At 68.6% G+C, this 24,785-nt stretch carries 26 protein-coding genes; 6 read left to right on the top strand and 20 right to left on the bottom strand.

Translation table 11 applies throughout. The features are described from left to right. Positions 1-10: 10 nt before the first annotated feature. From FM105_RS09140 to FM105_RS09130, 3 genes are all read right to left on the bottom strand, one after another. Positions 11-268, bottom strand: coding sequence for a glutaredoxin family protein (locus FM105_RS09140; RefSeq protein ID WP_087007518.1), 258 nt, complete (start codon positions 266-268; stop codon positions 11-13). Positions 269-342: 74 nt separating this feature from the next. Beyond that, positions 343-441, bottom strand: a complete 99-nt coding sequence (locus FM105_RS09135) for a 30S ribosomal protein bS22 (protein WP_005504750.1) — start codon at positions 439-441, stop codon at positions 343-345. A 140-nt stretch (positions 442-581) separates the two neighbouring features. Then, on the bottom strand, positions 582-1,784 hold the full coding sequence (locus FM105_RS09130) for an acetoin utilization protein AcuC (RefSeq protein ID WP_087007516.1): 1,203 nt from the start codon (positions 1,782-1,784) through the stop codon (positions 582-584). Between the two features lie 62 nt (positions 1,785-1,846). On the opposite strand from FM105_RS09130, the gene FM105_RS09125 reads away from it, so the two are divergent. Further along, positions 1,847-3,250, top strand: coding sequence for a TrkH family potassium uptake protein (locus tag FM105_RS09125; RefSeq protein WP_087007514.1), 1,404 nt, complete (start codon positions 1,847-1,849; stop codon positions 3,248-3,250). 150 nt (positions 3,251-3,400) lie between these two features. Here FM105_RS09125 and FM105_RS09120 read toward each other — a convergent pair whose 3' ends face one another. The 4 genes from FM105_RS09120 to FM105_RS09105 all read right to left on the bottom strand — a co-directional run bounded on the left by FM105_RS09120 (position 3,401) and on the right by FM105_RS09105 (position 7,080). Next, positions 3,401-4,087 (bottom strand): potassium channel family protein, encoded by a 687-nt coding sequence (locus tag FM105_RS09120; RefSeq protein ID WP_143275857.1) that lies wholly within the window; start codon positions 4,085-4,087, stop codon positions 3,401-3,403. Further along, entirely contained in the window at positions 4,077-4,901 is an 825-nt protein-coding gene (gene proC / locus FM105_RS09115; RefSeq protein ID WP_087007511.1) for a pyrroline-5-carboxylate reductase, read from the bottom strand. The genes FM105_RS09120 and proC overlap by 11 nt, the downstream gene beginning before the upstream one ends. Positions 4,902-4,968: 67 nt before the next feature. Beyond that, entirely contained in the window at positions 4,969-5,880 is a 912-nt protein-coding gene (locus FM105_RS09110; protein WP_087007509.1) for a sugar phosphate isomerase/epimerase family protein, read from the bottom strand. 3 nt (positions 5,881-5,883) lie between these two features. Continuing rightward, on the bottom strand, positions 5,884-7,080 hold the full coding sequence (locus FM105_RS09105) for a Ppx/GppA phosphatase family protein (protein ID WP_306298578.1): 1,197 nt from the start codon (positions 7,078-7,080) through the stop codon (positions 5,884-5,886). Between the two features lie 86 nt (positions 7,081-7,166). On the opposite strand from FM105_RS09105, the gene FM105_RS09100 reads away from it, so the two are divergent. Then, positions 7,167-7,832, top strand: a complete 666-nt coding sequence (locus FM105_RS09100; protein WP_087007507.1) for a 4'-phosphopantetheinyl transferase family protein — start codon at positions 7,167-7,169, stop codon at positions 7,830-7,832. Positions 7,833-7,866: 34 nt separating this feature from the next. Here the strand turns inward: FM105_RS09100 and FM105_RS09095 are convergent, their stop codons facing one another. The 4 genes from FM105_RS09095 to FM105_RS09080 all read right to left on the bottom strand — a co-directional run bounded on the left by FM105_RS09095 (position 7,867) and on the right by FM105_RS09080 (position 12,412). After that, positions 7,867-8,649, bottom strand: coding sequence for an enoyl-CoA hydratase/isomerase family protein (locus FM105_RS09095; RefSeq protein WP_087007505.1), 783 nt, complete (start codon positions 8,647-8,649; stop codon positions 7,867-7,869). 243 nt (positions 8,650-8,892) lie between these two features. Next, positions 8,893-10,014 (bottom strand): bifunctional 2-methylcitrate synthase/citrate synthase, encoded by a 1,122-nt coding sequence (locus tag FM105_RS09090; protein WP_087007503.1) that lies wholly within the window; start codon positions 10,012-10,014, stop codon positions 8,893-8,895. Further along, on the bottom strand, positions 10,011-10,916 hold the full coding sequence (prpB, locus tag FM105_RS09085) for a methylisocitrate lyase (RefSeq protein ID WP_087007501.1): 906 nt from the start codon (positions 10,914-10,916) through the stop codon (positions 10,011-10,013). The genes FM105_RS09090 and prpB overlap by 4 nt, the downstream gene beginning before the upstream one ends. Next, entirely contained in the window at positions 10,916-12,412 is a 1,497-nt protein-coding gene (locus tag FM105_RS09080; RefSeq protein WP_087007499.1) for an MmgE/PrpD family protein, read from the bottom strand. Before FM105_RS09080 ends, prpB begins: the two co-directional genes overlap by 1 nt. A 214-nt stretch (positions 12,413-12,626) precedes the next feature. On the opposite strand from FM105_RS09080, the gene FM105_RS09075 reads away from it, so the two are divergent. Continuing rightward, positions 12,627-13,166: a DUF4916 domain-containing protein gene (locus tag FM105_RS09075; RefSeq protein ID WP_087007497.1), complete on the top strand. Its 540-nt coding sequence runs from the start codon at positions 12,627-12,629 to the stop codon at positions 13,164-13,166. A 6-nt stretch (positions 13,167-13,172) separates the two neighbouring features. Here FM105_RS09075 and FM105_RS09070 read toward each other — a convergent pair whose 3' ends face one another. Continuing rightward, entirely contained in the window at positions 13,173-13,784 is a 612-nt protein-coding gene (locus tag FM105_RS09070; protein ID WP_143275856.1) for a hypothetical protein, read from the bottom strand. Positions 13,785-13,830: 46 nt separating this feature from the next. On the opposite strand from FM105_RS09070, the gene radA reads away from it, so the two are divergent. Further along, positions 13,831-15,210: a DNA repair protein RadA gene (gene radA / locus FM105_RS09065; protein WP_087007493.1), complete on the top strand. Its 1,380-nt coding sequence runs from the start codon at positions 13,831-13,833 to the stop codon at positions 15,208-15,210. Between the two features lie 8 nt (positions 15,211-15,218). Here the strand turns inward: radA and FM105_RS09060 are convergent, their stop codons facing one another. Next, on the bottom strand, positions 15,219-15,980 hold the full coding sequence (locus FM105_RS09060) for a hypothetical protein (RefSeq protein WP_087007491.1): 762 nt from the start codon (positions 15,978-15,980) through the stop codon (positions 15,219-15,221). A 202-nt stretch (positions 15,981-16,182) separates the two neighbouring features. Here FM105_RS09060 and FM105_RS09055 point away from each other — a divergent pair, with 202 nt between their 5' ends. Next, positions 16,183-17,235, top strand: coding sequence for an A/G-specific adenine glycosylase (locus FM105_RS09055; protein ID WP_087007489.1), 1,053 nt, complete (start codon positions 16,183-16,185; stop codon positions 17,233-17,235). Between the two features lie 139 nt (positions 17,236-17,374). Beyond that, positions 17,375-17,989: a uridine kinase gene (gene udk / locus FM105_RS09050; RefSeq protein ID WP_087007487.1), complete on the top strand. Its 615-nt coding sequence runs from the start codon at positions 17,375-17,377 to the stop codon at positions 17,987-17,989. A gap of 101 nt (positions 17,990-18,090) precedes the next feature. Here udk and FM105_RS09045 read toward each other — a convergent pair whose 3' ends face one another. The 7 genes from FM105_RS09045 to lysS form a co-directional block, all read right to left on the bottom strand. Next, complete coding sequence (locus tag FM105_RS09045) at positions 18,091-18,402, bottom strand: winged helix-turn-helix domain-containing protein (RefSeq protein WP_087007486.1); 312 nt, start codon at positions 18,400-18,402, stop codon at positions 18,091-18,093. Beyond that, complete coding sequence (locus FM105_RS09040; protein WP_087007484.1) at positions 18,399-18,929, bottom strand: hypothetical protein; 531 nt, start codon at positions 18,927-18,929, stop codon at positions 18,399-18,401. The genes FM105_RS09045 and FM105_RS09040 overlap by 4 nt, the downstream gene beginning before the upstream one ends. A 206-nt stretch (positions 18,930-19,135) precedes the next feature. Beyond that, positions 19,136-19,702, bottom strand: coding sequence for an amino-acid N-acetyltransferase (locus FM105_RS09035; RefSeq protein ID WP_087007482.1), 567 nt, complete (start codon positions 19,700-19,702; stop codon positions 19,136-19,138). Positions 19,703-19,823: 121 nt separating this feature from the next. Continuing rightward, positions 19,824-22,433 (bottom strand): ATP-dependent Clp protease ATP-binding subunit, encoded by a 2,610-nt coding sequence (locus FM105_RS09030; protein ID WP_087007480.1) that lies wholly within the window; start codon positions 22,431-22,433, stop codon positions 19,824-19,826. A gap of 236 nt (positions 22,434-22,669) precedes the next feature. After that, a complete protein-coding gene (locus FM105_RS09025; protein WP_087007478.1) occupies positions 22,670-23,002 on the bottom strand; it encodes a histone-like nucleoid-structuring protein Lsr2 in 333 nt (110 codons plus the stop codon). Further along, complete coding sequence (locus FM105_RS09020) at positions 22,971-23,192, bottom strand: hypothetical protein (protein ID WP_087007477.1); 222 nt, start codon at positions 23,190-23,192, stop codon at positions 22,971-22,973. The genes FM105_RS09025 and FM105_RS09020 overlap by 32 nt, the downstream gene beginning before the upstream one ends. Before the next feature lie 74 nt (positions 23,193-23,266). Continuing rightward, entirely contained in the window at positions 23,267-24,778 is a 1,512-nt protein-coding gene (gene lysS / locus FM105_RS09015) for a lysine--tRNA ligase (protein WP_087007475.1), read from the bottom strand. Positions 24,779-24,785 lie beyond the last annotated feature (7 nt).

The following is a 24,785-nucleotide window of genomic DNA, read 5'->3' as shown; positions in this document are numbered from 1 at the left end:
TTGAGCGCGTTCAGGCTTTGGCCGCTTGGCGCGCGTCGATGGCGCGCGCCAAGCGATCGGGGTCGATCCGGTGGAAGCCCACCTGCCGGCCATCGACCAGCACGACGGGGACATCCCAGTCGTACCGGTCCTTCAGTTCAGGGTCTGTGTCGATGTCCGTGAACGTCACATCGACGTCACGGCCCTCGGACACCTGCGCCACGACCTGCTCCGCAGCGGAGCACAGTCCGCAGTCCGTCCTCGTGAGGACGGTGACCCGAACGACCACCGGTCTCCCTTCACCCCTTCACAACAAACCCCCGGCCTGCACATGCGTGCCGGACGGGGTCTGCGCGAGAAGTATTACTTCTTGTTGCGGCGCTGGTGGCGCGTCTTGCGAAGCAGCTTGCGGTGCTTCTTCTTCGACATACGCTTGCGGCGCTTCTTGATCACTGAGCCCATGGGCACACCTCACCGGGTTGACATCACGGTGAACAGGGGATGCCCACCGCCGGAACATAGCCGCTCAAGTCTATCCCCGCGCTCGGGTCAGGGCAAAAGGAGTCCGCCGGACGTGATCCCGGCCTCAGCCGGGCGGGCGCTCAGTCGTAGTAGGCGTCGAGTCCGAAGAACGGGAAGACCGATTTCCGGGTCGCCATGACGGCGCGGTCCAGGTCCGCCTGGGGGTCGTACCCGTTCGACCACGGGACGAAGGAGCCGTCGTAGCCGTCCGTCATGACCAGCGGTGCATCGCGCCCCACGATCGACTCCGCGTAGCGCCTCCACCGATCGGGCGTCTCCGTGCTCGGCGCGATCTGCGCTCCGGCGGCGATCGCGACGAGCTGGGTCCAGGCGCGCGGGACCACGTCGAGGATCGAGTAGCCGCCGCCACCGGTCGCGATCCACTTCCCGCCTGTCAGCTCCTCCGACAGCGAGCGCGCCAGCAGTGCGGTCTCCCGCATGCCGTCGACGCTGAAGCGCAGGTGGGTGAGCGGATCGGCCCGATGCCCGTCGCACCCGTGCTGGGTCACGAGGATCTGCGGGTCGAACTCGCGCAGCACGTGGGGCACGACGGCATCGACCGCGCGCAGCCAGTCCGCGTCGTCCGCGCGGGGCGGCAGTGCGACGTTGACGGCGGAGGCGGCCGCCTGCATCCCGCCGATGTCGTTCGCGAAGCCGGTGCCGGGGAAGAGGAAGCGGCCGTTCTCGTGGACGGACAGCGTGAGGACGCGGGGGTCGTCCCAGAAGATCCGTTCGACTCCGTCCCCGTGGTGGGCGTCGAAGTCGATGTACGCGACGCGGCGGTACCCGTTCTCCAGGAGCGTGGTGATCGTCGCGGCGATGTCGTTGTAGATGCAGAAGCCCGATGCCCGATCGCTCATCGCGTGGTGCATGCCGCCGCAGAAGTTCACGGCGCGGTCGTACCCGCCGCCCGCCACGGCGCGCGCGGCCTCGACACCGGCCTGGAAGATCCGGCCGGAGGCCTCGTGGATCTTCTCGAAGCGCGGCACGTCCTCCGTGCCGATCCCCCACTCCTGCTGGAACGCTTCGTCGAGCGAGGTCGTCTCCCCCGCTTCCTTCACCGCATCCACGTAACCGCGCGTGTGGACCTTCGCGAGCTCTGCCTCATCCACCCCGCCGACCGCGGACACCGTGATGCGCGGATGGTCGAAGAGGCCGAAATCGGTCGCGAGCTTCGCGGTGAGGTCCAGCCTGAGCGGATGCATGGGGTGGCTGGGCCCGAAGTCATAGTCGGTGAAGGTCTCGTCCCACGTGACGAAGAGATCGAGATCACTGCTTTCCATGCCCACACTGTATCCGTCCCGATGCGGTCCTGACGCCCTGCCCCGGCCGTACCATGTGTGGAATGGAGAGCACCGCGGGTTCCGGCTCATCGGACGGGGAGGCGCAGTCATCGCGCCGTCGGCTGCGTGACGCGGTCGACGACGCGGTGCTCGCGTCCCCGGCCCGCACGGCCATGGTGGCGTTCGTCCTCGTCGCAGCCGTCGTCACCGCCCTGCTCTGCCTGCCGGTCGCCGTGCGCAGCCCGGGGTCCGCATCATTCGCCGACGCGCTGCTGGTCGCAGTGTCCGCCGTCTGCGTCACCGGGCTCACTCCTGTCGTGACGGAGGTGCACTGGTCATCGTTCGGCATCGGCGTCATCACCGTGGCCGTGCAGGTGGGCGGCATCGGCATCCTCACCGCCGCGTCGCTCCTGGGCATGGCCATGTCGAAGCGGCTGGGCATCCGCCAGCGGCTCCTGGCCGCGCAGGCGACCAGCGCCTCCCAGCTGGGGCAGGTGGGGTCCCTGCTGCGGGTCGTGCTGCTCACGATGATCGCCGCCGAGGTCGTCGTCGCCTCCCTGCTGCTGCCCCGCTTCCTGCTGCGCGGCGAGGGCGTGTGGGAGGCGCTGTGGCACTCGGTCTTCTACTCCGTGTCCTCGTTCAACAACGCGGGCTTCACCGTGCACGCCGACGGGATGGCCCACTTCGCCGACGACCCGTGGGTGCTGAGCGTGATCGGCGCTGCGGTGTTCGTGGGCTCGCTCGGCTTCCCCGTCGTCTTCGTGATGAGCATCCTGTGGCGGACGCCCCGGGCCTGGGACCTCCACACGAAGCTCACCCTCGCGACGTCCGCGATCCTCGTCGCGGTCGGCTGGGTGCTGCTGCTGGCCTTCGAGAACGCGAACCCCCGCACACTGGGCGGCACCGGGTGGTTCGGCACGGCGGGAGAGGCGCTCTTCCTGTCCGTCGTCTCCCGGTCCGGCGGCTTCGCGACCATGGACATCGAAGCGATGTCGCAGATGAGCCATGTCGTGCTGGACCTGCTGATGTTCATCGGCGGGGGCTCCGGGTCGACTGCGGGCGGGATCAAGGTGACCACCCTGGCCGTGCTCGTCCTGGCGGCGACTGCAGAGGCCCGCGGCTTCACGGACACCACCGCGTTCCATCGCCGCATCAGCCCGGGCAGCATCCGACTCGCGGTGTCGGTGCTGCTGGCGGGCGGCACGATCGTCCTCCTGGGCACGATCGCGATGCTCGGAGTCACGGACGAGCCGCTGGACCTGGTCCTCTTCGAGGTCGTGAGCGCGTTCGCCACGTGCGGACTGTCCGTCGGGGTGACGGAGCGCTCACCGGATGAGGGGCTCTACGTCCTGAGCGCTCTCATGCTCGTCGGCCGGCTGGGGACCATCACGCTGGCCTCCGCGCTCGCGCAGCGCTCGCAGAGCCGCCGCTACCGGTACGCGGAGGAGCGCCCGATCATCGGCTGAGGGCTCCGGTCGTCATCGGTTGCTCGCCGCGGACCGGTGGGTTCGGGGCGCCATTCGCCGCCTGCGTGCTCCGGGGACCGCCGCGTGCACCGGCGCGTGGAGCACGGAGGCGGTCAATCGACGGCGCAGCCGGGTGCAGGCCGCGCACGCTCAGGGTCGGCCCGCGAACCTCCTCAGCTTGTCGACGTGCCCCGCGACGATGAGCACGTCCTGGCTGCCCATCCGCGTGTCCATGTCCGCGTAGGTGAAGTCCTTCCCGGGCGCCTTGATGCCGACGACGGTGACCCCGTAGGTGTCCCGGATCCGCGCTTCCGCGAGGGTGAGGCCCTTGGCCTCCTCGGGCGGCCGCATCTTCACGACTGCGAAGTGCCCGTCGTCGAAGTCGATGTAGTCGAGCATCCGGGAGTTCATGAGGTGGGCGACCCGATCGCCGGCCTCCGTCTCCGGGTAGAGGACGTGCTCCGCCCCGATGCGGCGGAGGATCTTCCCGTGCGCCTCGGAGATCGCCTTCGCCCAGATCTTCTCGACGCCGAGGTCCGTGAGGTTCGCGGTCGTGAGCACACTCGCCTCGATCGACGATCCGATCCCGACGACCGCGGTCGAGAACTCTCCCGCTCCCAGCTGACGCAGCACATCGAGGTGGGTCGCATCCGCCTCCACGACGTGCGTGAGCTTGGGCGACCACTCCTGCACGAGTTCCGGATTCGTCTCGATCGCCATCACCTCGCGACCCATCTGCATGAGCGAACGGGCGGTCGCGGACCCGAAGCGGCCCAGGCCGACGATCAGGACCCCGGACGAGGACGTCACCGCGCGGCGGCGGCGCTCACCCCTCACGGTTCTCCGCCTCCATCTCCAGCGACCGGTCCCCCGCGGCGCGGACCGCGCGTGCGACGATCTCGTCCATTCCGTCCTCGGCGAACGACGCGATGCCGGCCGCCGTCGTCCCGCCCGCACTGCTCACGGCCGCGCGCAGGGCGGCAGGATCGGGCGAATCCGTGAGCAGGCGGCCGGCGCCCTCCGCAGTTGCCGCGACGGCTCGCTTCGCAGTCTCCTCGTCGAGTCCCTGGGACACTGCCGCCGCGACCATGTGCTCTGCGAGCAGGAAGAAGAAGGCGACGCCCGAGGCGGATGTTCCGATCATCGTCGGCATGTCCTCCTCGCTGATCGGGATGACCTGGCCCGCACCGCCCAGCAGAGAGGTGAGCTCGTCCAGCGTGGCGGATGGGACCTCGTCAGCGGCGGCCAGCGAGATGACGCCGTGGCCCACGGACGACGGCGTGTTCGGCATGATCCGCACGACGGGACGGTGCGGGAAGTGCGCGGTGAGCGTGGCGAGGTCCACACCGGCGGCCATCGACACGACAGTAGCCGTGTCCTTCAGTGCGCCGTCCAGTTCGGACGCGGTCTCCGCCAGCATCCAGGGCTTCACCCCGAGGAAGACCAGGTCCGCCCCGTCGACGGCGCTGCGATTGGCCTGAGGGTCGTCCGCGACCGCGGTCGTCGGCACCCCCAGGCGGGATCCGAGCGCGGCGGCCGACTCCGCGGAGCGAGTCGTCGCACGCACCTGACCCGCGTCCTGTCCCGCGGCGAGGATGCCCGCCAGCAGTGCACTGCCCATGTTCCCTGTACCCACGAAAGCGATCAGCATGAGATGAGGCTACTACCGGCCCGACCGCCTGTCCTAGTGCGCGAACAGTCCTCGTGGACGTCCATTCCTATTGCGCGTCGAGCCCCAGGTGCCGACGCGCGAAGGCGAGCGATTCCGTGAGCATCGCGTCCCGGGTCGACCGGCGCGCGGTGAAGCGGGTGTTCACCTCGACCACGACATCGCCGGACCAGTCGTTCTTCGCGAGGTACTGGAGCGTCTCCGCGACCGGCATCCGCCCGCGGCCGGGGACCAGGTGCTCATCCGTCAGTGTGCCCGCACCGTCCGTCAGGTGGACGTGCCGGAGCTTCGGGAACAGGGCGCCGACCGCTTCGAGTGCGTCCGTGCCCGCTGTGGAGGCGTGCGAGAAGTCGAACGTCACCGCGTCGTAGTCCTGCCCCGCGAGGTCCCAGTGCGGGGAGTAGACGATCACCTCCCGCAGGCCGGCGCGCCACGGGTACATGTTCTCCACCGCCAGCGTCACCCCGGTCTCCCGGGCCATCTCGCGCACGCCCTCGACGAAGTGACGGGCGTAGCTCCCCTGCCAGCGGAACGGCGGGTGGAGGACGACTGTGCGCGCGCCCGCGTCCTTCGCCAGTTCGGCGGTGCGGCGCAGCTTCTCCCAGTGGTCGTGGTGCATGACGCGCGGGAGCAGCAGGAGCGTCGGCGCGTGCACGGACAGCACCGGCAGACCGGTGGACCGCGACAGCAGGTTCATGAGCGACGGGTCCTGCGTCTCCTCGTTGTTCGTGATCATGACCTCGACACCGTCGTAGCCCAGACGGGCCGCCGTCTCGAAGCATTCGCGCACCGTCATCGGATAGACGGACGAGGTGGAGAGCCCGATCCGGATCTCGTTCTCCGAGCGATGCGTCGCATCCGAGTCGTAGACGGGATTCCTGGCGAGCTCCTCCCGCTGCCGCTTCGCCTTCGAGCGTGCGGCGTTGCGGCTGGTCAGAGGTGGTCGAGACGCATCAGCCACGGGTCACCTCCTGCGCTTCGATCCGGCCGAACCGGATGCTTCGGCAGACCCGGCCCCACTGGCAGAACCGGATGGACGTGCTCCTCCCGCCGGCACCGTCGGGACAGCCGGGACTGCTGTGGCAGTCGGCGCGGGCGGACGGACGGCCGCGCCTGCATCGTCACTGGGCGTGAGGTCTGGGGTCTCTCCCGTCGACGTGCCGTTCGAGGGCATCGTGAGTGCGGGAGGGGGCAGGGCCCCGATCCCGCGGCGGGTGGGTGAGAGGACCTCGGAGGAGTCGAGCAGGTCGAGCTGGCGCATGATGATGCCCTCGCGCAGAGCCCAGGGAGAGATCTGGAGGATGGGGACGTCGAAGATCGTCATGGCGGCCTCCGCGACGATCGCTCCCGCCAGCACCTGACCGGAGCGGGCCTCGGACACGCCGGGCAGTGCCGCGCGCTGGCTGGGCGTCCGGTGCACGAGCTCATCGATGATGCCCGGCATGTCCTTCCGCTTGAGTTCGCGGGGGACGAAGATCCCCGCACCGCTGGGTGCCGCTCCCGCGATCCGGGCCAGGGACCGGAACGTCTTGGACGACCCCACCATGCGGTCGGGCTTCCCGACGCGGTTCAGGTCGCCCGCGACGCGACCGATCGTGTGCCGCGCGTACTTCCGCAGCCCGTCGACCTCATCGGCGGATGGGACGTCCGAATGGAGGAAGTCGCGATGCATGCGTCCCGCTCCCAGCGGGAGCGACAGTGCGGCGTCCGGATACTCATCGCGACCCGATGCGAGCTCCAGCGACCCGCCGCCGATGTCCATGAGGAGGATGCTCCCGGCCGACCAGCCGAACCAGCGGCGGACGGCGAGGAAGGTGACGCGCGCTTCGTCCTCCCCGCTCATGACATTGAGTTCGACGCCCGTCTCCTGGCGGATCCGGTCGATCGTCTCATCGCCGTTGGGCGCGGAGCGGATCGCAGACGTCGCGAAGGCGAGGATCTGCTCGGACCCCTGGTCCTCCGCGATGTCGATGGAATCGCGCACGAAGTCGACCAGGCGGTTCTGCCCGTACGTGGAGATCGACCCGTCGTCCTTCAGGTATTCGGCGAGCCGGAGCACCTCCTTGTGTGAGGTCGCCGGCAGAGGCGGCGCACCGACGTGCGCATCCACCACGAGGAGGTGGACGCTGTTGGACCCGATGTCAAGGACGGCTAATCGCACCTCGCCATGGTAGCGCGCACTCCTGCCGCCCGGCGGTTGGCGTACCGTGGACTCGCTGCGGACAGTGACGCACGGAACGGAGGCGCATGGGTCAGCCCCTGCTGGAGGACCTGCTGCGGGACCTTCTGCCTGCGACCGTCCGCGTCGCCGCCACCCGCGGCGATGCACCCGCACACGAGCTGCTTCCCGCCGAGGCCGCCCACATCGCCCGTGCCGTGGACTCTCGTCGCGCGGACTTCGCCGCCGTGCGGCACTGCGCGCGGGTCGCCCTCGCGGAACTCGGGATCGAGCGCGGGCCGATGGTGCCGGGCAGGCAGGGCGCACCGGTCTGGCCGACGGGAGTCGTCGGTTCGCTCACGCACGCCGCCGGTCTGCGGGCGGCCGCGGTCGCACGCGACGGGGACATCGCCTCGCTCGGCATCGACGTGGAGGCGGCGGCGCCGCTGCCCGACGGCGTCCTCGACGTGATCGCGCTGCCGCAGGAGAAGGACTGCCTGCGCAGGCTCGATCCGCTGTGCGGGAGGGTGCTCTTCAGCGCGAAGGAGGCGCTGTACAAGACGTGGTTCCCGCTCACCCTGCGCTGGCTGGACTTCGAGGACGCCGAGGTCCGGGTCGCCTCCGACGGCGGGTTCACCGCCCGCCTGCTCGTGGAGGGGCCCACTGTCGACGGGCGGCGGATCCAGACGCTCACCGGCCGGTGGGCGATCGCGGACGGGATCGTCGCGACCGCGATCGCCCTGCCGCGCAGATGAGCGGGGATGGTCCCTGTCAGCCCCGTCAGACTCGTCAGCCCTGCCAGTCCTGCCGACGGAACCCGAAGTCTGGCTTCTCCTTCGCGAAGAAGGCCCGCTGCCCTTCCCCCAGCTCGACGGGGTAGACGTCACCCAGCCACCCTGCGGGGTCGAGGTCCTCGCCCCGCATGATCCGCAGGAGACCCGTCTGGGTGAAGGCGGAGCGCCCTGCGATGCGCTCGGCAGTCCGCTGCGCGGCGGCGAACGGATCATCGTTGACCTCGTGGAGGAATCCGAGCGAGTCCGCGCGACCGGTGTCGATGAGGTTCCCCGTCAGCAGCAGGTAGCGCGCCCACGACTCGCCCACTGCTGCGGCGAACCGGCGAGTGGGTCCGGGCGGGTACACGAGGCCCAGCTTCGCGGCCGTGATCCCGAAGCGTGCGCCCGGGGCGGCGATGCGGATGTCTGCCGCGGCCGCCAGTTCGGTGCCGCCGCCCACGCAGACGCCCTCGATCGCGGCGATCGTGGGGATGTCCGCCTGAGCCAGGGCGTCCTCCGCCGCAGAGTTCATCGCCCAGAAGTCCGCCAGCGGCACGTTCAGGTCATTGATGTCGGAACCGGCGGAGAAGTTGCCGTCCGTGCCGCGCAGGATGAGCACGGAGACATCCGGCGAGGCGTCGATGGCCGCCACGATGTCAGGGAGCGCGAACCACATCTCGCGGGAGAGTGCGCCCAGCTTCTCCGGCCGGTCGATCGTGAGGGTTCCGACGGAGCCCTCGAGGTCGAAGCGGAACCCGTCGACGAGCGGGATGGCGGGGATGGACGACTCAGTGGTCACAGGGGTCTCCTCACGGGGATGACTGGGTCACACGGGTGCTGTGGGGGTCTGATGGGTACTGCGGGGGTTTCATGGGTGATGCAGCGGTCTCACGGGTGCTGTGGACGGCTCACGGGGGACGACCAGGGCCCACGGTGAATGCCGCACGGCCGGGGCACCGAGGAGGTGCCCCGGCCGTGCGGGTGGCTCAGCAGCGGGAGCCGGCCCGGACCTCGGGCGCGGTTCTCCCGCAGTGACGGTCGCTCAGCGGTCGGTCGGGACTGACCGCTGCTCGGAGCCGCTGTATGCGCTCAGCGGGCGGATGAGCGCGTTCGACGCCTGCTGCTCCATGATGTGCGCGGACCAGCCGGTGATCCGCGACATGACGAAGATCGGCGTGAACTGCGGTGTGTCGAAGCCCATGAGGTGGTAGGCCGGGCCCGACGGGTAGTCGAGGTTGGGGTAGATCCCCTTCCGTCCCACGAAGTCCTCTTCGAATGCGTTGTAGAGCGCGAGCAGATCGTCCGCGCCCTTCGCCTCGACCATGTCCTCGAACGCCTTCCGCATGGTGGGAACGCGCGAATCGCCGTTCTTGTACACGCGGTGGCCGAAGCCCATGATCTTCTCTTTGTTCGCGAGTGCCTTGTCGATCCACGCGCTCGCGTTGTCCGCGGTCCCGACCTCTTCGAGCATCGCCATGACGGCTTCGTTCGCACCGCCGTGCAGGGCGCCCTTGAGCGCACCGATCGCACCGGCGACGGCGGAGTACATGTCCGACGTCGTCGACGTGATGACGCGACCCGTGAAGGTCGAAGCATTGAACGAGTGCTCCGCGTAGAGGATCATCGACACGTCGAAGCAGCGGACGACCGCCGCGTCCGGTACCTCGTCGAAGACCATCTTGAAGAAGTTCTCCGCGTAGCTCAGCTCCGACGACGGGGCGACCGGGTCGAGCCCGTGGCGACGACGGTGATCGATCGCCACGATGGTCGGCAGCTGGGCGTAGAGGCGCTCCGCCTTGCGGCGGTTGGCCTCCTCTCCCTCCTCCTCGGCCTCAGGGTCCACTGCGCCCAGGTACGCGACCGCCGTCTGCACGACGTGCATGGGGTGCGTGTCCTTCGGCAGACCGAGGATGATGTCGACGAGCTCCTGCGAGATCGCGCGCTGACCGCGTTCGCGGGCCGTGAACTCGGCCAGCTGCTCCTTATCGGGCAGTTCGCTGTTCCAGATGAGGTACGCGACCTCTTCGAACGTGCAGTTCGCGGCGAGCTCCTGCACCGGGTAGCCCCGGTAGGTCAGGGAGTTCGTCTCCTGCACCACTTTGGACACGGCGGTGGTGTCGACGACGACCCCCGCCAGGCCCTTCTTGATCTCCTGATCCGTCACTGGTGTCCCTCCTGAGAGAAGTTGAAGACGGCTGAGTCGAACGAGTTGTACGCCTCGTAGTCGATTGCCTCGTAGAGGTCCGCACGCGTCTGCATGCGATCCACCACCGAGGCCTGGGTGCCCTCCGAGCGGATCGCCCTGAGTCCGTCGGTGATCGCGCCCATCGCCAACCGCAGTGTGGTGACAGGGTAGATGACGACACGGACACCCGCATCGGCCAGCTGAGACGTCGTGAACAGCTCGCTCTTGCCGAATTCGGTCATGTTGGCGAGGATCGGTGTGCCTACGGCGTTCGCGAATTTCTCGAACTCGCCCAGATCACGCATCGCCTCCGGGAAGATCATGTCCGCGCCGGCATCGACGTAGGCCTTGGCCCGATCGATCGCCGCGTCAAGACCCTCTCCCGCGCGGGCATCCGTGCGAGCAGTGAGGACGAAGTTCTCATCGCGGCGGCCCTTGGCGGCGGCGGAGATTCGCTTGACCATCTCCGCCGTCGTCACGACCTCCTTGCCGTCGAGGTGGCCGCACCGCTTGGGGTTGACCTGGTCCTCGAGGTGGATGCCGGAGAGTCCCGCGTCCTCGAACTCCTGGACGGTGCGGGCGACGTTCATCGCCTCGCCCCACCCGGTGTCCGCATCGATGAACGTCGGCAGGTTCGTGACCCGCGCGATGTTCCGTCCGTGGTCCACGACCTCCGTGAGCGTCGTGAGGCCGATGTCCGGCAGCCCCTGCGCCGCGGAGAACGCGCCGCCGGAGATGTAGACGCCCTCGAACCCGGCCTGCTCGATGAGCATGGCAGTCAGCGGGTTGATGGCCCCGGGGAACTGGACGATCTCGCTGCCGTTCAGCAGTGCGCGGAAATCCGCGCGCCTGGCAGCTGCGGTCTTCTCAGCGCCCAGCATCAGAAGACGCCCTTCGAGCCGGAGTGCTCCAGGCCGTCCACCGTGAAGCTCAGGGCGCGCAGGTCAGCGGCACCGAGGTCCGCGAGGTTCTCCGCGAGTCCCAGGAAGCGGTTCTGCTCCTGCTCGGACAGGATGCCGTCGGACAGGGTGCGGAACTTGTTGACGTAGTTCTCGCGGACGAACGGGCGCGCGCCGTTGGGGTGTGCGTCTGCCACGGCGATCTCGTCGACCAGTGTGGAGCCGTCCTCGAATTCGATCTCGACGCGGCCGCCGAAGGCCATCTCGTTCGGATCGGTCGAGTGGTAGCGACGGGTCCACTCCGGGTCCTCGCGGGTCTCGACCTTGTGCCACAGCTCGACCGTCTCCGGACGCCCCGCGCGCTCCGGCGCGTAGGACTTCTCGTGGTGCCACGCCTGGTCCTCGAGCGCGACGGTGAACATGTACATGATCGAGTGGTCCAGCGTCTCGCGCGATGCCTTCGGATCCATCTTCTGCGGGTCGTTCGCGCCCGTGCCGATGACGAAGTGCGTGTGGTGCGAGGTGTGGATCGTCACCTTGCGGATCTTCGAGAAGTCCTCGATCTGCGCGCCCATGCGGCGGGCCAGGTCGATGAGGGCCTGAGCCTGGTATTCCGCGGAGTGCTCCTTCGTGTACGTGTCCATGATGCCGCGCTTGGCCTCTCCCCTGCTGGGCAGCGGGACCGTGTAGCGGGCTTCCGGACCGGACAGGATCCAGGCGATGAAGCCGTCCTCGCCCTCGTAGATGGGCGACGGAGCGCCCTCGCCGCGCATCGCACGGTCGACCGACTCGACGGCCATCTTGCCGGCGAAGGCGGGTGCGTGGGCCTTCCAGGTGGAGATCTCGCCCTTGCGCGACTGGCGGGTGGCGGTGGTGACGTGCAGCGCCTGCTGGACGGCCTGGTAGATGACCTCCGTGGGCAGGTGCAGGAGCGTGCCGATGCCCGCCGCAGCCGAGGGGCCCAGGTGGGCGACGTGGTCGATCTTGTGCTCATGGAGGCAGATGCCCTTCACGAGGTCGACCTGGATCTCGTACCCGGTGGCGATGCCGCGGATGACGTCCGCACCGCTGATGCCCTTGTGCTGGGCGACGGCGAGGATGGCCGGGATGTTGTCGCCGGGGTGCGAGTACTCCTTCGCGAGGAAGGTGTCGTGGAAGTCGAGTTCGCGGACGGCCACGCCGTTGGCCCAGGCGGCCCACTCCGGCGAGATCGTCTCCTCGAGGGAGAGCCCGAAGACGGCGGCACCCGGCTTCATGGGGTGGCCCTGCGCCTGCTCGCGGGCGTGCATGGGCGCCCCGCGGCGCACGGAGGCGGCGGCGACGGACGCGTTGTCGATGATGCGGTTGATGACCATGTCCTGGACATCCGCCTCGACCGCGACGTCATCCGCGGCGACCTCTGCGATCTTCCAGGCGAGCTGGTCCTCACGGGCGAGGGGTTCGGAGCTCTTGTACGTGCGGACTTCGTGGTTGATCAACTGGCTCTCCTTCGTCTTGAGCGCTGACCGCTCGAGTGACCTGGATGGTCCCAAGCCTATTCGGCGGGGTGTCGTCGGCCCAGCGGGGATGTCCGGTGGGCCGCATCACACCACATATCTCGACATCAAGATACTTCAGTTCGAGGGAGGTTCTCAAGTTTTTCGTGCCGTCCCGGGCGGCCTACGAACCGGTGATCGCCGCTACATTGGAGGCATGACGCGCACAGCCCTGGACTTCGACGAGAACTGGCTGGATCCGGAGGAACTCGAGCACATCCGCCGTCGCATCCCGATCACCTACGTGCACGGGCTCCCCGTCAGACGCGGGGACGACGGGGAGGTCGAGAGCATCGGACTGCTCCTCCGCACTCTCGAGGACAGCACACTGGGACGGGAGATCGTCGGCGGCCGCGTGCGGTACCACGAGTCGATCCGCGCCGCGCTCCTGCGACATGCGGAGAGCGATCTGGGCCACCTCGCCCTGCCGACGGTGCCCCTGTCGCTGACCCCGTACCACGTCGCCGAGTACTTCCCGGCGGAAGCGGTCTCGCAGTACCACGACCCGCGCCAGCACGCCGTCGCGCTGTGCTACATCCTGCCCGTGATCGGCGACTGCGAACCGCGCGGTGCCGCACTGAGCCTCGACTGGCTCACGCCGCGGGAGGCCGTCAGCGACGAGATCCTCTCGGAGATGCGCCACGGGCAGCAGCACATCGTGCGAGCGGGGCTGGCCCACCTCGGCATCCTCCCCTGAGCGGGCTCAGCCCAGGGCCCCCACCACGGCCCTGAGTGCGGTGCGGACCTCTTCGCGCTGCTCCTGGGAGTCGAGCCCGGTCGCCGTGAGCGTGACCAGGCACCGGTCATCCGCCTTCGGCTCCACGGAGACCGCGAGCTTCGCTCCCCCGCCCAGGCCGGTGCGCCAGTAGAGCCGCTTGGGCGTATCGGACTCCCGCCCTCCTGAGCCCACGGACAGGCCCGCGAGATGCTCAGCGGCCAGGACCTCGGCGACGGCACGGGCGCGCAGCTCCCCTCCTGCCCCTGGCAGGGTACGGGAGGCGGCCACCTGGAAGTCGCCCGCGCTCGACTGCCCTGCGACGCGGCGGCCGATCGACTGCTCGTACACGACGGTCGCCCCCTGTGCCCACCAGCCGGCGTTGTCCACGCGATCGGTGAACAGCGGCTCCACCGTTCGCGCGAGCTCCGCGTGCGTGAGTGCCGCTCCGCCCGCGTCGTTGAAGGCAGCCGCGATCGTGGGCCAGTCGAGTCCAGTCGCGCGCTCGATCGGCGCTGCACCGTCGGGAGAGCCTGTGGCGGGTGGGGCTGTGGCGGGTGGGGCTGCATCTGACGATCGGGGTGCCTGTGCGTCGCTCATGCACTGATCGTAGGACCGTGTCCGTGCCTCGTGGAAGACTTCGACCATGGCGTCGACGATGCAGTACCTGTGCAATGCGTGCGGTCACACGACTGCGAAGTGGCTGGGCCGGTGCCCGCAGTGCCGCGAGTGGGGGACGATCGAGGAGACGGTCCCCGCGCGCAGGACTGTGCGCACGCAGGCGAAGCCGGCACCGGACAGCGTCGGAGCCACCCCCATCACAGAGGTCGATCGCAGGCTGGCGGAGGCCCGTTCGACCCACATCCCCGAATTCGACCGTGTGCTGGGCGGCGGCCTGGTGCCGGGGGCGGTCGTGCTGCTCGCCGGTGAACCGGGCGTCGGCAAGTCGACCCTGCTGCTGGAGGTCGGGTCGTGGACCGCTCGCCAGGGAACTCGGGTCCTCTACGTGACGGGCGAGGAGTCCGCCGCCCAGGTCCGGCTCCGGGCCGAACGCGTCGACGCCCTGTCGGAGACCCTCTACCTCTCCGCGGAGACGGACCTGGGGATCGTGCTCGGCACCATCGACCAGCTCCAGCCGGACCTCATCATCATCGACTCCGTCCAGACGCTGGCGTCCGCGGACGTCGATGGCGCGCCGGGCGGGGTGGCTCAGGTGCGGGAGGTCGCCGCGGCGGTGATCCGCGCCGCGAAGGACCATGCGATCCCCACGGTCCTGGTCGGTCACGTGACGAAGGACGGCAGCGTGGCCGGTCCGCGGACGCTGGAGCACCTCGTCGACGTCGTCTGCTCGTTCGAGGGCGAGCGCCACTCGCGCCTGCGGATGCTCCGCGCCGTGAAGAACCGCTACGGTCCGACGGACGAGGTGGGCTGCTTCGATATGACGGAGTCGGGCATCGAGAGCCTCCCCGATCCGTCGGGCCTGTTCCTGACCCGGTCCGCGACGCGGGCGCCGGGGTCGTGCCTCACGGTCGCGCTCGAGGGCCGGCGTCCCATGCTCATCGAGGTCCAGTCGCTCATCGACGACGCGCACAGTCATCCCCGACGGACGGTCAGCGGGCTCGATTCCAACCGCATCGCCATGATCCTCGCGGTGCTGGGCCGCCTCACGAAGACGGCGGACAAGGACGTGTTCTCTGCGACGGTCGGCGGCATGCGGGTGTCGGAGCCCGCCTGCGATCTGGCCCTGGCGCTCTCCCTCGCCTCAGCGCGCACGGGCGACGCCCTGTACTCCCGGCTCGTCGCGATCGGTGAGATCAGCCTGTCCGGGGAGATCCGCCAGGTGCCCGGTCTGGGTCAGCGGCTGTCCGAAGCGGCTCGCCAGGGCATCACGAATGCGATCGTCGCAGGCGGATCGCTCGACAACGTGCCCGTGCCGGACGGCATGCGCGTCGCAGAATGCGAGAACCTCGCAGAAGCCATCGCCACTGCCCTGCCGGAGACCACTCTGCCTCCCAGAGACGCTTGACGCGGAGGCTAGTTCGCTGCCTCTTCCTCGGCTTCGGCTTCGGCTTCGGCTGCATCCTCACCCGCGGCAGCGTCGCCCTCACCGGCGCCGTCGCCCTCACCGGCGGCATCACCCACAGCCTCGCCTGCTCCGGCGTCAGCACCGGCATCGTCGCCGGGGTCATCCGTCGCGTCATCCGCGGGGTCGCCCTTGAGCGTGAAGGGGGCGGGCTCGCTCTCCTCGTCACCCAACTTCACGATGAGCTCGTACTGGCCCGCGGGGAACGCTTCCGCGGTCTGCCTGCACGACTCGTCGACGGGGACTCGCGGCCAGTCGAGAGACGTCTTCTTCCCCGACTGCGCAGGGAACACCAACGGGTTCGACCCGCCTTCGGCGTCCTCATCGGTGCTCTCGCAGTACCGCGACGACCAGACGGTGTCGCCCTCGTGCTCGATGACGAACTCCTGGCGCTCCGTGCCCACGTCGATCAGGCAGTCGGCGGAGTGGGTGTTCTTCACCTCGATCGTGAGGACGGGCTCCTCGTCGTCCTCGTACTCGTCCTCATCCGTCGACGCGGCCACGCGCGTGGTGTCCGGCGGGCAGCCTCCGGAACCGGCGTCGCCCACCGGTCCGGGTGCGCTCGGCTCCGGTGATTCCGCGACGGGCGGAGGGCTGCCCACACCCTCGCGGACGCTCTGGATCGCCTGCACTGCAAGCACGACACCCAGGGTGAGTACGGCGGCGACGATGATCGCCAGGACTGCCACGATGATGCGGCGCCGCCGGAACATCTGGCGCCGGGCATCGTCCGGCCCTGGCGCCCGGCCGCGGGTGTCCCCGCGCCCCCTGTCACCGCGCCCCCGCGCAGGCGGACGGGCCGCTCCGCGGGAACCCGTAGACTTCCCGGACGGACGGCTGGGACGACCCTGACGCGGACCACGACCGGAGCTGCTCATCCCCTCGAGCCTAAGGCGAGCACGCAGGAAGGACCCGATGACACACCGCCGGACGACACAGGTCACACGCGCACCCCAGACGCCGGGCCTCCCACCGGTGCCTCAGGCCCGCGTCGCCGACGTCCAGCGGCTCGTCATCGACTGGTTCAGCCGCAATGCCCGACCGCTGCCGTGGCGCGAACCCGACGCATCCGCGTGGTCGATCCTGGTGTGCGAGGTGATGAGCCAGCAGACGCCGGTCGCCCGAGTCCTCCCCCGGTGGCGCGAGTGGATGCGACGGTGGCCGAGCCCTGCAGACCTCGCCGCCGCTCCCCCGTCGGACGTGCTCATCGCGTGGGATTCCCTGGGCTATCCGCGACGTGCGCTCAGGCTCCAGGAGACGGCCGCCGCGATCGCGGACCGGCACGGCAACCAGGTCCCCCACGAGGAGGACCGACTGCTGGCGCTTCCCGGTGTGGGCGCCTACACGGCCGCTGCCGTCGCAAGTTTCGCCTACGGCCGCAGGGCAGTCGTCCTCGACGTGAATGTCCGCCGGGTGCTGGGACGCGTCTTCGCGGCCGTGGAGCACCGGCCCGCCTCACTGACCGCGGCGGAGAAGCGGTGGGCCGGCGCGCTCGTGCCCGCACGCGAGCACGTGGAGTGGAACGCCGGAGCGATGGAGCTGGGCGCGCTCATCTGCACTGCACGGAATCCCGACTGCGATTCGTGCCCGTTGGCGGATGCGTGCGCCTGGGTCGCCGCGGGGAAGCCCTCCGATCCGACTGTCGTCCGTCGCACCCAGGCGTGGGCGGGCACCGACCGGCAGCTGCGCGGCGCGATCATGAAGGTGCTGCGCACGGCGCACGACGAGCTGGCAACGTCCGACGAGGAGCAGGCCGTGAGCATCAGCACGCACCTGCTCACGGCACCGACCGCTGAGCTCACTGCTGACGACGCCGAGGCCCTCGCGCGCCTGAGCGAGCCCATCAGGAAGGCCATCGCCGCGGTGCGCGACCTCGACGCCGACGGGACCAGGACCGCCCGGCTCATCGACGACCTCGTCCGGGACGGTCTCGCATCCCGCAGCTCAACCGGGATCCGACTGCCCTGACCAGCCGGGGACACAACCGACTGAGGAGACACGCAGAGACCGCCTCCGCACGCTCCCGGTTCCTCTAGGATGGTGCGCTGAGTCAACGCGAGCCCCTCCCGGGGCGTCGCACAGTGGCAGCGCGACGGAAGGGTCGGACGTGGGAGCTATCGCGGTGGGTGTCGCCGGCGGCACCGGGAGCGGCAAGACGACGCTGACCCGGTCGCTGCTGGATCGCTTCGGCAGCAAGTCGACGGTCCTCTTCATGGACAACTACTACCGCGCGCACACCGGCAAGACGTGGGACGAGCGTGCGGCCACGAACTTCGACGCACCGGAGGCGTTCGACATCGATCTGATGTACGAGCACATCCGCGCCCTCAAGGCCGGCGCGCCGATCGAGAGCCCGCTCTACGACTTCACGGACCACAACAGGTCTGTCGACACCCTCGCCGTCGATCCGACCCCGGTCCTCATCGTCGAGGGGATCCTCCTCTTCGCAGAGCCCAAGCTGTGCGACCTGCTGGACATCCGCCTCTTCGTGGACACGGACGCGGATGTGAGGATCCTGCGCCGGATCCGCCGCGACGTCGTCGAACGAGGACGCTCCCTGGAGTCCGTCGAGGCCCAGTACCTCGAGACGGTGAAGCCGATGCACGAGCTCTACGTCGAGCCGTCGAAGCGGAAGGCTGACCTGATCATCCCTGACGGCGGGCACAACCTCGTCGCGCTCGACATGATCATCCACCGGATCAGCCGGGAGTTCGCGGCCTGACGGGAGTTCGCGCCCGGCCGGACGTCCCATCCAGCGCGACCCGCGGCCTCATCGGCTGCGGGCGCGCTGCGTGCGGCCGTTCACGTCACGGGTTCCACCTGTCAGGAATCCTGCGGGTCCGCGATCCGTCGGAGGGCATCGAGGTGCCCGCGCCAGCGGACCAGCCCGTCTGAGGTCAGCGAGAGGGTCGTGCGGGGGCGCTTGCCGACGAACGACTTCGCCGCCCTGACGAATCCCGCCTTCTCCAGTTCCGCGATCTGCTTCGACAGCACGGAGTCGCTCACCTGGAGCTCGTCGCGGAGGTCGCCGAACGCCATCTTCTCCACCGTCGCGAGTGCCGCGACGAGCGAGAATCGGACGGGGTGGGCGAGGGAGGAGTCGAGCGCGAACCGGGGGTGCTGGGGTGCGCTCACGGCGCGTCCCCGTCCACGACCGCGCTCTGCGCCGCCTCCTCCTCGGCCCGTGCGGTCCGCGCGCGCTTCGCCTCCGTCGCCGCGGCGATCATGAACAGCCCGAGGAAGAGCGGCGCGAGCACCAGGGCTGCGAACGTCTCCCCCAGCAGCATGGACGCCGCCCAGAGGACGCCCCAGGACCCCATGTAGATGTACCAGCGCACGGCCAGCCCCCGGCGCAGAGGTCGGCGGAAGAGGAACGGGACGATGATCGCGACGAAGACCCAGGCCATTGCCATGACGGTGACCGCGAGCGGCGCATCGAACGAGGAGTCGGGGAGCACGCGCGCCGCGAGGTGCACGCCCAGGGTCGCCATGGTGCCGATCGCGCAGAGGATCGCGAACGAGATGAGGACGGGCGGCACCGCGTCGGGCGTCCGGTGACCGATCCGAGCGGCGTCGGCGAGCATCCGCCGCGCCTCCTCGGGTGTGGGTCCCCGGTCGCCGCCGCGGTCCCCCGTCGGCAGGCTGTCGCTGTGGGTGTCCATCGGACTGCTCCTTCGCATCACTGTCGTCCCGAGCCCCGTGAGGAGGGCTGCGGCTTCATCGATCGACCGGTTCCTGCAGAACGTCGATGTGTCCAGTGAAGCATGCACTTTCCAGCCTGGCAAGTACTTTCTTGCTGGAAGGCAGTCGCGGATGCGCCTCGCGTGCGAAGCGTGCGGTCCACAGCATCCGGTTCACGGCATCCAGTTCACAGCGTGCGGAGCATCCTCGAGTTCCCGAGCGTGTTCGGCTTGACCCGCGCGAGGTCCAGGAACTCTGCGGTGCCCTCGTCCCGCGAGTGGAGGAGCTCGACGTAGACCTCGGGCGCCACCGGTGTGCCCTCGATCACCTCGAAGCCCAGCGAGGAGAAGAAGTCGGTCTCGAACGTGAGGCAGAAGACCCGCTTCGCGCCCAGCACGCGCGCGTCCGCGAGCACCTGCTCGACGAGCGTCCTCCCGATCCCGCGCCCGCGGTAGGCGGGGCTGGTCGCGATGGTCCGGACCTCGGCGACGTCCGACCAGATGAGGTGGCAGGCGGCACAGCCCGCCAGGACCTCGCTCCCGTCGTCCTGCAGCTCGAGCACGAGCCAGAACTCATGGATGCCCTCGAAGTAGTCGACGCGCTCCTTGGGCACGAGGATGCGCGCATCGACCATCGGGGCGACGAGCTCCACGATGGCGGGGACGTCCGCCGCCCTCGCCCGCCGCAGGATCAGGCCATCGCCGAGGGGGTAGGGACGGTACTGGTCGCTCGCGCGCTCTGCTGCAGTCGTCATCCCACCATTCAACACCGTGGACGAGTGCTGCGACGAACCATCCGCCCCGGCACGACGAAGCGGCGGGCCGGACTCCTCGTCCGACCCGCCGCTTCCACCGAGCAGGCGCCTGCGCACTCCGTCAGCGCTCCGGCGGAACCTCTGCGGTGGCCTGCGCCTCCGCTTCCGCTCCCCCGCCGTCACCGGTGGGTCCGGAGCTGTTCGCCACGCCGGCTTCCGGGATCGCCCCGGAGCCGTCTTCGTCGGTGCCGTAGACCGCACCGACCCGCTCGAGGACGCGCGAGTCCTCTTCGCCCCTGAAGGTGAAGATCGCATCGATGCCCGTGCCCTCGACATCGACGTACACGCGCTGGCCCGAGCGCAGCTCATCGAACAGGATGCGCTCAGAGAGCTGGTCCTCGATCTCCTGCTGGATCGTGCGACGCAGCGGTCGCGCGCCCAGCACCGGGTCGTACCCGCGCTCGGAGAGCAGCTCCTTGGCCGCATCGGTGAGGTCGACTGACATGCCCTGGGCTGCCAGACGCGTGTCGAGCCGCTCGACGAACAGATCGACGATGGTCAGGATCTCCGCCTGCGACAGCTGCGGGAAGACGATCGTGTCATCGACGCGGTTGAGGAACTCCGGACGGAAGTGCTGCTTCAGCTCTTCGTTCACCCGCTGCTTCATCCGCGTGTAGTCGATCGACGGATCGCCCTCGACCTGGAAGCCCATCTGCTGGGTCTTCGCGATGTCCTTCGTCCCGAGGTTCGTGGTCATGATGATGATGGTGTTCTTGAAGTCCACCTCACGACCCTGCGAATCCGTCAGACGTCCGTCCTCGAGGATCTGCAGCAGCGAGTTGAAGATGTCCTGGTGGGCCTTCTCCACCTCGTCGAACAGCACGACGGAGAACGGCTTCCGGCGGACCTTCTCAGTCAGCTGTCCGCCTTCTTCGTAGCCCACGTAGCCGGGGGGAGAGCCGAAGAGGCGGGACACCGTGTGCTTCTCCGCGTACTCCGACATGTCCAGCGTGATGAGGGAGTCCTCGTCACCGAACAGGAACTCCGCCAGTGCCTTCGCGAGCTCCGTCTTGCCGACGCCCGTGGGGCCAGCGAAGATGAACGACCCGGAGGGACGCTTGGGGTCCTTGAGGCCCGCACGCGTACGACGGATCGCACGCGACACGGACTTGATGGCCTCGTTCTGGCCGATGACCCGCTTGTGCAGCTCGTCCTCCATCCGCAGCAGACGCGAGGACTCCTCCTCTGTGAGCTTGAAGACCGGGATGCCCGTGGACTGCGCCAGCACCTCTGCGATGAGCTCCTCATCGACGACGGCCGCGCCCTTGTCGCCGGCCTTCCAGGTCTTCTCGCGCTCTTCCTTCTGCTTCGTGAGCGCCATCTCCGCGTCTCGCTCGGACTGCGCGAGGTTGAAGTCCTGCGCGTCGATCGCGGCCTCCTTGCGGCGGCGCGCCTCGACGATCTGCTCCTCGATCTCCTTGACCTCAGGAGGCGACGACATGCGCGAGATCCGCAGTTTGGCACCGGCCTCATCGATCAGGTCGATCGCCTTGTCCGGCAGGAAGCGGTCGTTGATGTAGCGGTCGGAGAGGTTGACCGATGCGGCCAGCGCGCCGTCCGTGATCGTCACCTTGTGGTGCGCCTCGTACTTGTCGCGCAGGCCCTTCATGATGAGCACCGAATCGGCGAGCGTCGGCTCGGGCACCTGGATCGGCTGGAAGCGGCGCTCGAGTGCCGCATCCTTCTCGATGTTCTTCCGGTACTCGTCGAGCGTCGTCGCGCCGATCGTCTGCAGCTCGCCGCGGGCGAGCATGGGCTTGAGGATGCTCGCAGCATCGATCGCGCCCTCTGCGGCACCCGCACCGACCAGCGTGTGGATCTCATCGATGAAGAGGATGATGTCCCCGCGCGTGCGGATCTCCTTGAGGACCTTCTTCAGCCGCTCCTCGAAGTCACCGCGGTAGCGGGAGCCCGCGACCAGCGAACCGAGGTCGAGCGTGTAGAGCTGCTTGTCCTCGAGCGGCTCCGGCACTTCGCCGTTCACGATGGACTGCGCGAGCCCCTCGACGACGCTCGTCTTGCCGACGCCGGGTTCGCCGATGAGCACCGGGTTGTTCTTCGTCCGGCGGGACAGCACCTGCATGACGCGCTGCATCTGCAGCTCGCGCCCGACGACGGGGTCGAGCTTGCCTTCCCGCGCGGCGGCGGTGAGGTTGGTGCCGAACTGGTCCAGCACGAGCGATCCGGAGGGGGTCCCCTCTTCGCGCGCACCGGTCGAGGCAGGTTCCTTGCCCTGGTAGCCCGAGAGGAGCTTGATGACCTCCTGGCGCACGCGCGCCAGGTCGGCTCCGAGCTTGACGAGGACCTGCGCGGCCACGCCTTCGCCCTCACGGATGAGGCCCAGCAGGATGTGCTCCGTGCCGATGTAGCTGTGGCCGAGCTGCAGCGCTTCGCGCAGGCTCAGCTCGAGGACCTTCTTGGCGCGCGGGGTGAAGGGGATGTGCCCCGAGGGCGCCTGCTGGCCCTCGCCGATGATCTCCGTGACCTGCTCGCGGACCTGCTCGAGGGAGATCCCCATCCCTTCGAGCGCCTTCGCGGCAACGCCCTCACCCTCGTGGATGAGACCGAGCAGGATGTGCTCGGTACCGATGTAGTTGTGCTTGAGGAGCTTCGCCTCTTCTTGCGCGAGCACGACGACGCGCCTGGCCCGGTCGGTGAACCGTTCGAACATGATGGTCCTCCTCGTGTCTGATTCCTAGCACTCTAACCACGCGGAGGGTCGTTCTATTGCGGTGTTCGCCCTGAGCCGAACGGTGTTCGCCGTCAGCCGAAGATTGATCGCGGACAGCGATCCGCAGCGCGCATCCGCAGCGCGCGTCCGGAGCCGCGCCGCCGCCGCGTGCGGGCAGACGGAAGCGCCCCGACCAGAGTGCGTTTCGCAGCAGTGGTCGGGGCGCTTCCGTGGGGTCAGTGCGCTGCGTGGTACTCGTCGATGATCGCCTGGGAGATGCGACCGCGCTCGGAGACCTGCTTGCCCTCGCTCTTCGCCCATTCGCGGATCTTCGCGTTCAGGTTGCTGTCCTGTCCGCCCGAGGAACGACGCGGACGCGCCGCTCGCTGGGTCGCGGCGACCCGGCGGGCCTTCGCGATGTACGGGGCGAAGGCCGCACGCAGCCTCTCCGCATTCTCATCGGACAGCTCGATCTCGTAGGTTCCCTGGTCGAGCCCGAAACGGACGGTCTCCGTCGCTTCAGTCCCGTCGATGTCGTCAGTCAGGACGACCTTCATTTCGCGTGCCATGCGGGTGATTCTCCTCTGTGACACCGGTGGAGGATTCGTGATCCTCCGCCGCATCTTCACTGTCCATTCGTCGGTAGTACCGCTCCATCTCCTCGCGCTCGATCGAATCCGAACGGAGAATCCCTCGCATTACGTACCAGAACAGCAGTCCGACACCGATCGAGGGAAGGAGGACCTTGATGTACTCCATGAACACACTACCTTTTCTTCAGAGGAGTGCGCACCCTCGCCGGATCATTCACAACGGCACGCACGTGATTCATATCAATCGGACAGCGGCTTCACGAGAGGAAAGAGAATCGTCTCGCGGATACCCAGACCCGTGAGTGCCATGAGGAGGCGGTCGATTCCCATTCCCATTCCGCCCGCCGGAGGCATTCCGTATTCCATCGCGGTGAGGAAATCCTCGTCGACGCGCATCGCCTCCGCGTCGCCCGCAGCCGCATCGCGCGCCTGCGCCTCGAAGCGCTCCCGCTGGATGACGGGGTCGTTGAGCTCGGAGTACCCGGTCGCCAGCTCGAACCCGCGCACGTAGAGGTCCCACTTCTCCACGACGCCGGGGTTGTGCCGGTCGCTCTTCGTCAGGGGCGAGGTGTCCACGGGGAAACCGGTGACGAATGTGGGCTCGTGGAGTTCGTCCGCGTGGAAATGCTCCCACATCTCCTCGACGTACTTTCCGTGCAGCCGGAACACACCTGCAAGGTCGATATCGTGCTGGCGCGCAAGTGCTTCCAGCTCATCCACGGATGTATCGGATGTCACATCGACGCCGAGCTTCTCGGAGAGCGATTCATACATCGGAATGGTCCGCCATTCACCGCCGAGATCGTATTCCGTGCCGTCTGCGAGAGTGACTATATGAGAACCATATGCATCAAGCGCTGCGTTCTGCACGAGGGTCTTCGTCAGTTCCCCGATTGATCGGAAGTCGCCGTATGCCTCATATGCCTCGAGCATGGCGAATTCCGGCGAGTGCGTGGAATCAGCACCTTCATTCCGGAAGTTCTTATTGATTTCGAAGACATTGTCCAGTCCGCCCACGAGTGCCCGCTTGAGGAACAGCTCCGGGGCAATGCGCAGATACAGCTCCATGTCATACGCATTGATGTGAGTGCTGAAGGGCCTGGCCGCGGCACCGCCGTGGATGGTCTGGAGCATCGGCGTCTCGATCTCCATGTAGCCGCGCTCGTCGAACGTCCGACGCAGCGACTTCATGACGTCCGCACGCACGCGCACGTTCTCGCGCGCCTGATCGCGTGTGATGAGGTCGATGTAGCGCTGCCGCATCCGGGTCTCGTCCGTGAGCTCGGTGTGCAGCGTGGGCAGCGGGCGCAGGGCCTTCGAGGCGAGCGCCCAGTCGTCGGCCATGATGGACAGCTCGCCGCGCTTCGACATGATGACGCGTCCGTGCAGGTGCACGTGGTCTCCCAGGTCGACGTCGCGCTTCCACCGATCGAGGTTCTCCTGGCCGACCTCTGCGAGGGACAGCATCCCCTGGAGGCGGGTCCCGTCACCGGCCTGCAGAGTCACGAAGCAGAGCTTGCCGGTGTTCCGCTGGAACACGACCCGACCCGCGACGCCGACGATGTCGTCCGTCTCCTGCCCGGCCTCGAGGTCCGGGTGGGCTGCGCGCACCTGGGCGAGGGTGTGGGTGCGGTCCACCGCGACGGGATACGGCGAGCGCCCCTCGCCGAGCATCTGCTCACGCTTCTCCTTGCGGATGCGCAACTGCTCCGGATCGTCGTGGTCATGGGGCTGGGGCTGGGTCTGCGGCATGGGCCCA

It is taken from the genome of Brevibacterium yomogidense (genome assembly GCF_900163715.1).
Lineage (GTDB): Bacteria > Actinomycetota > Actinomycetes > Actinomycetales > Brevibacteriaceae > Brevibacterium > Brevibacterium yomogidense_A.
This window is presented reverse-complemented; position numbering and strand designations above follow the sequence as displayed.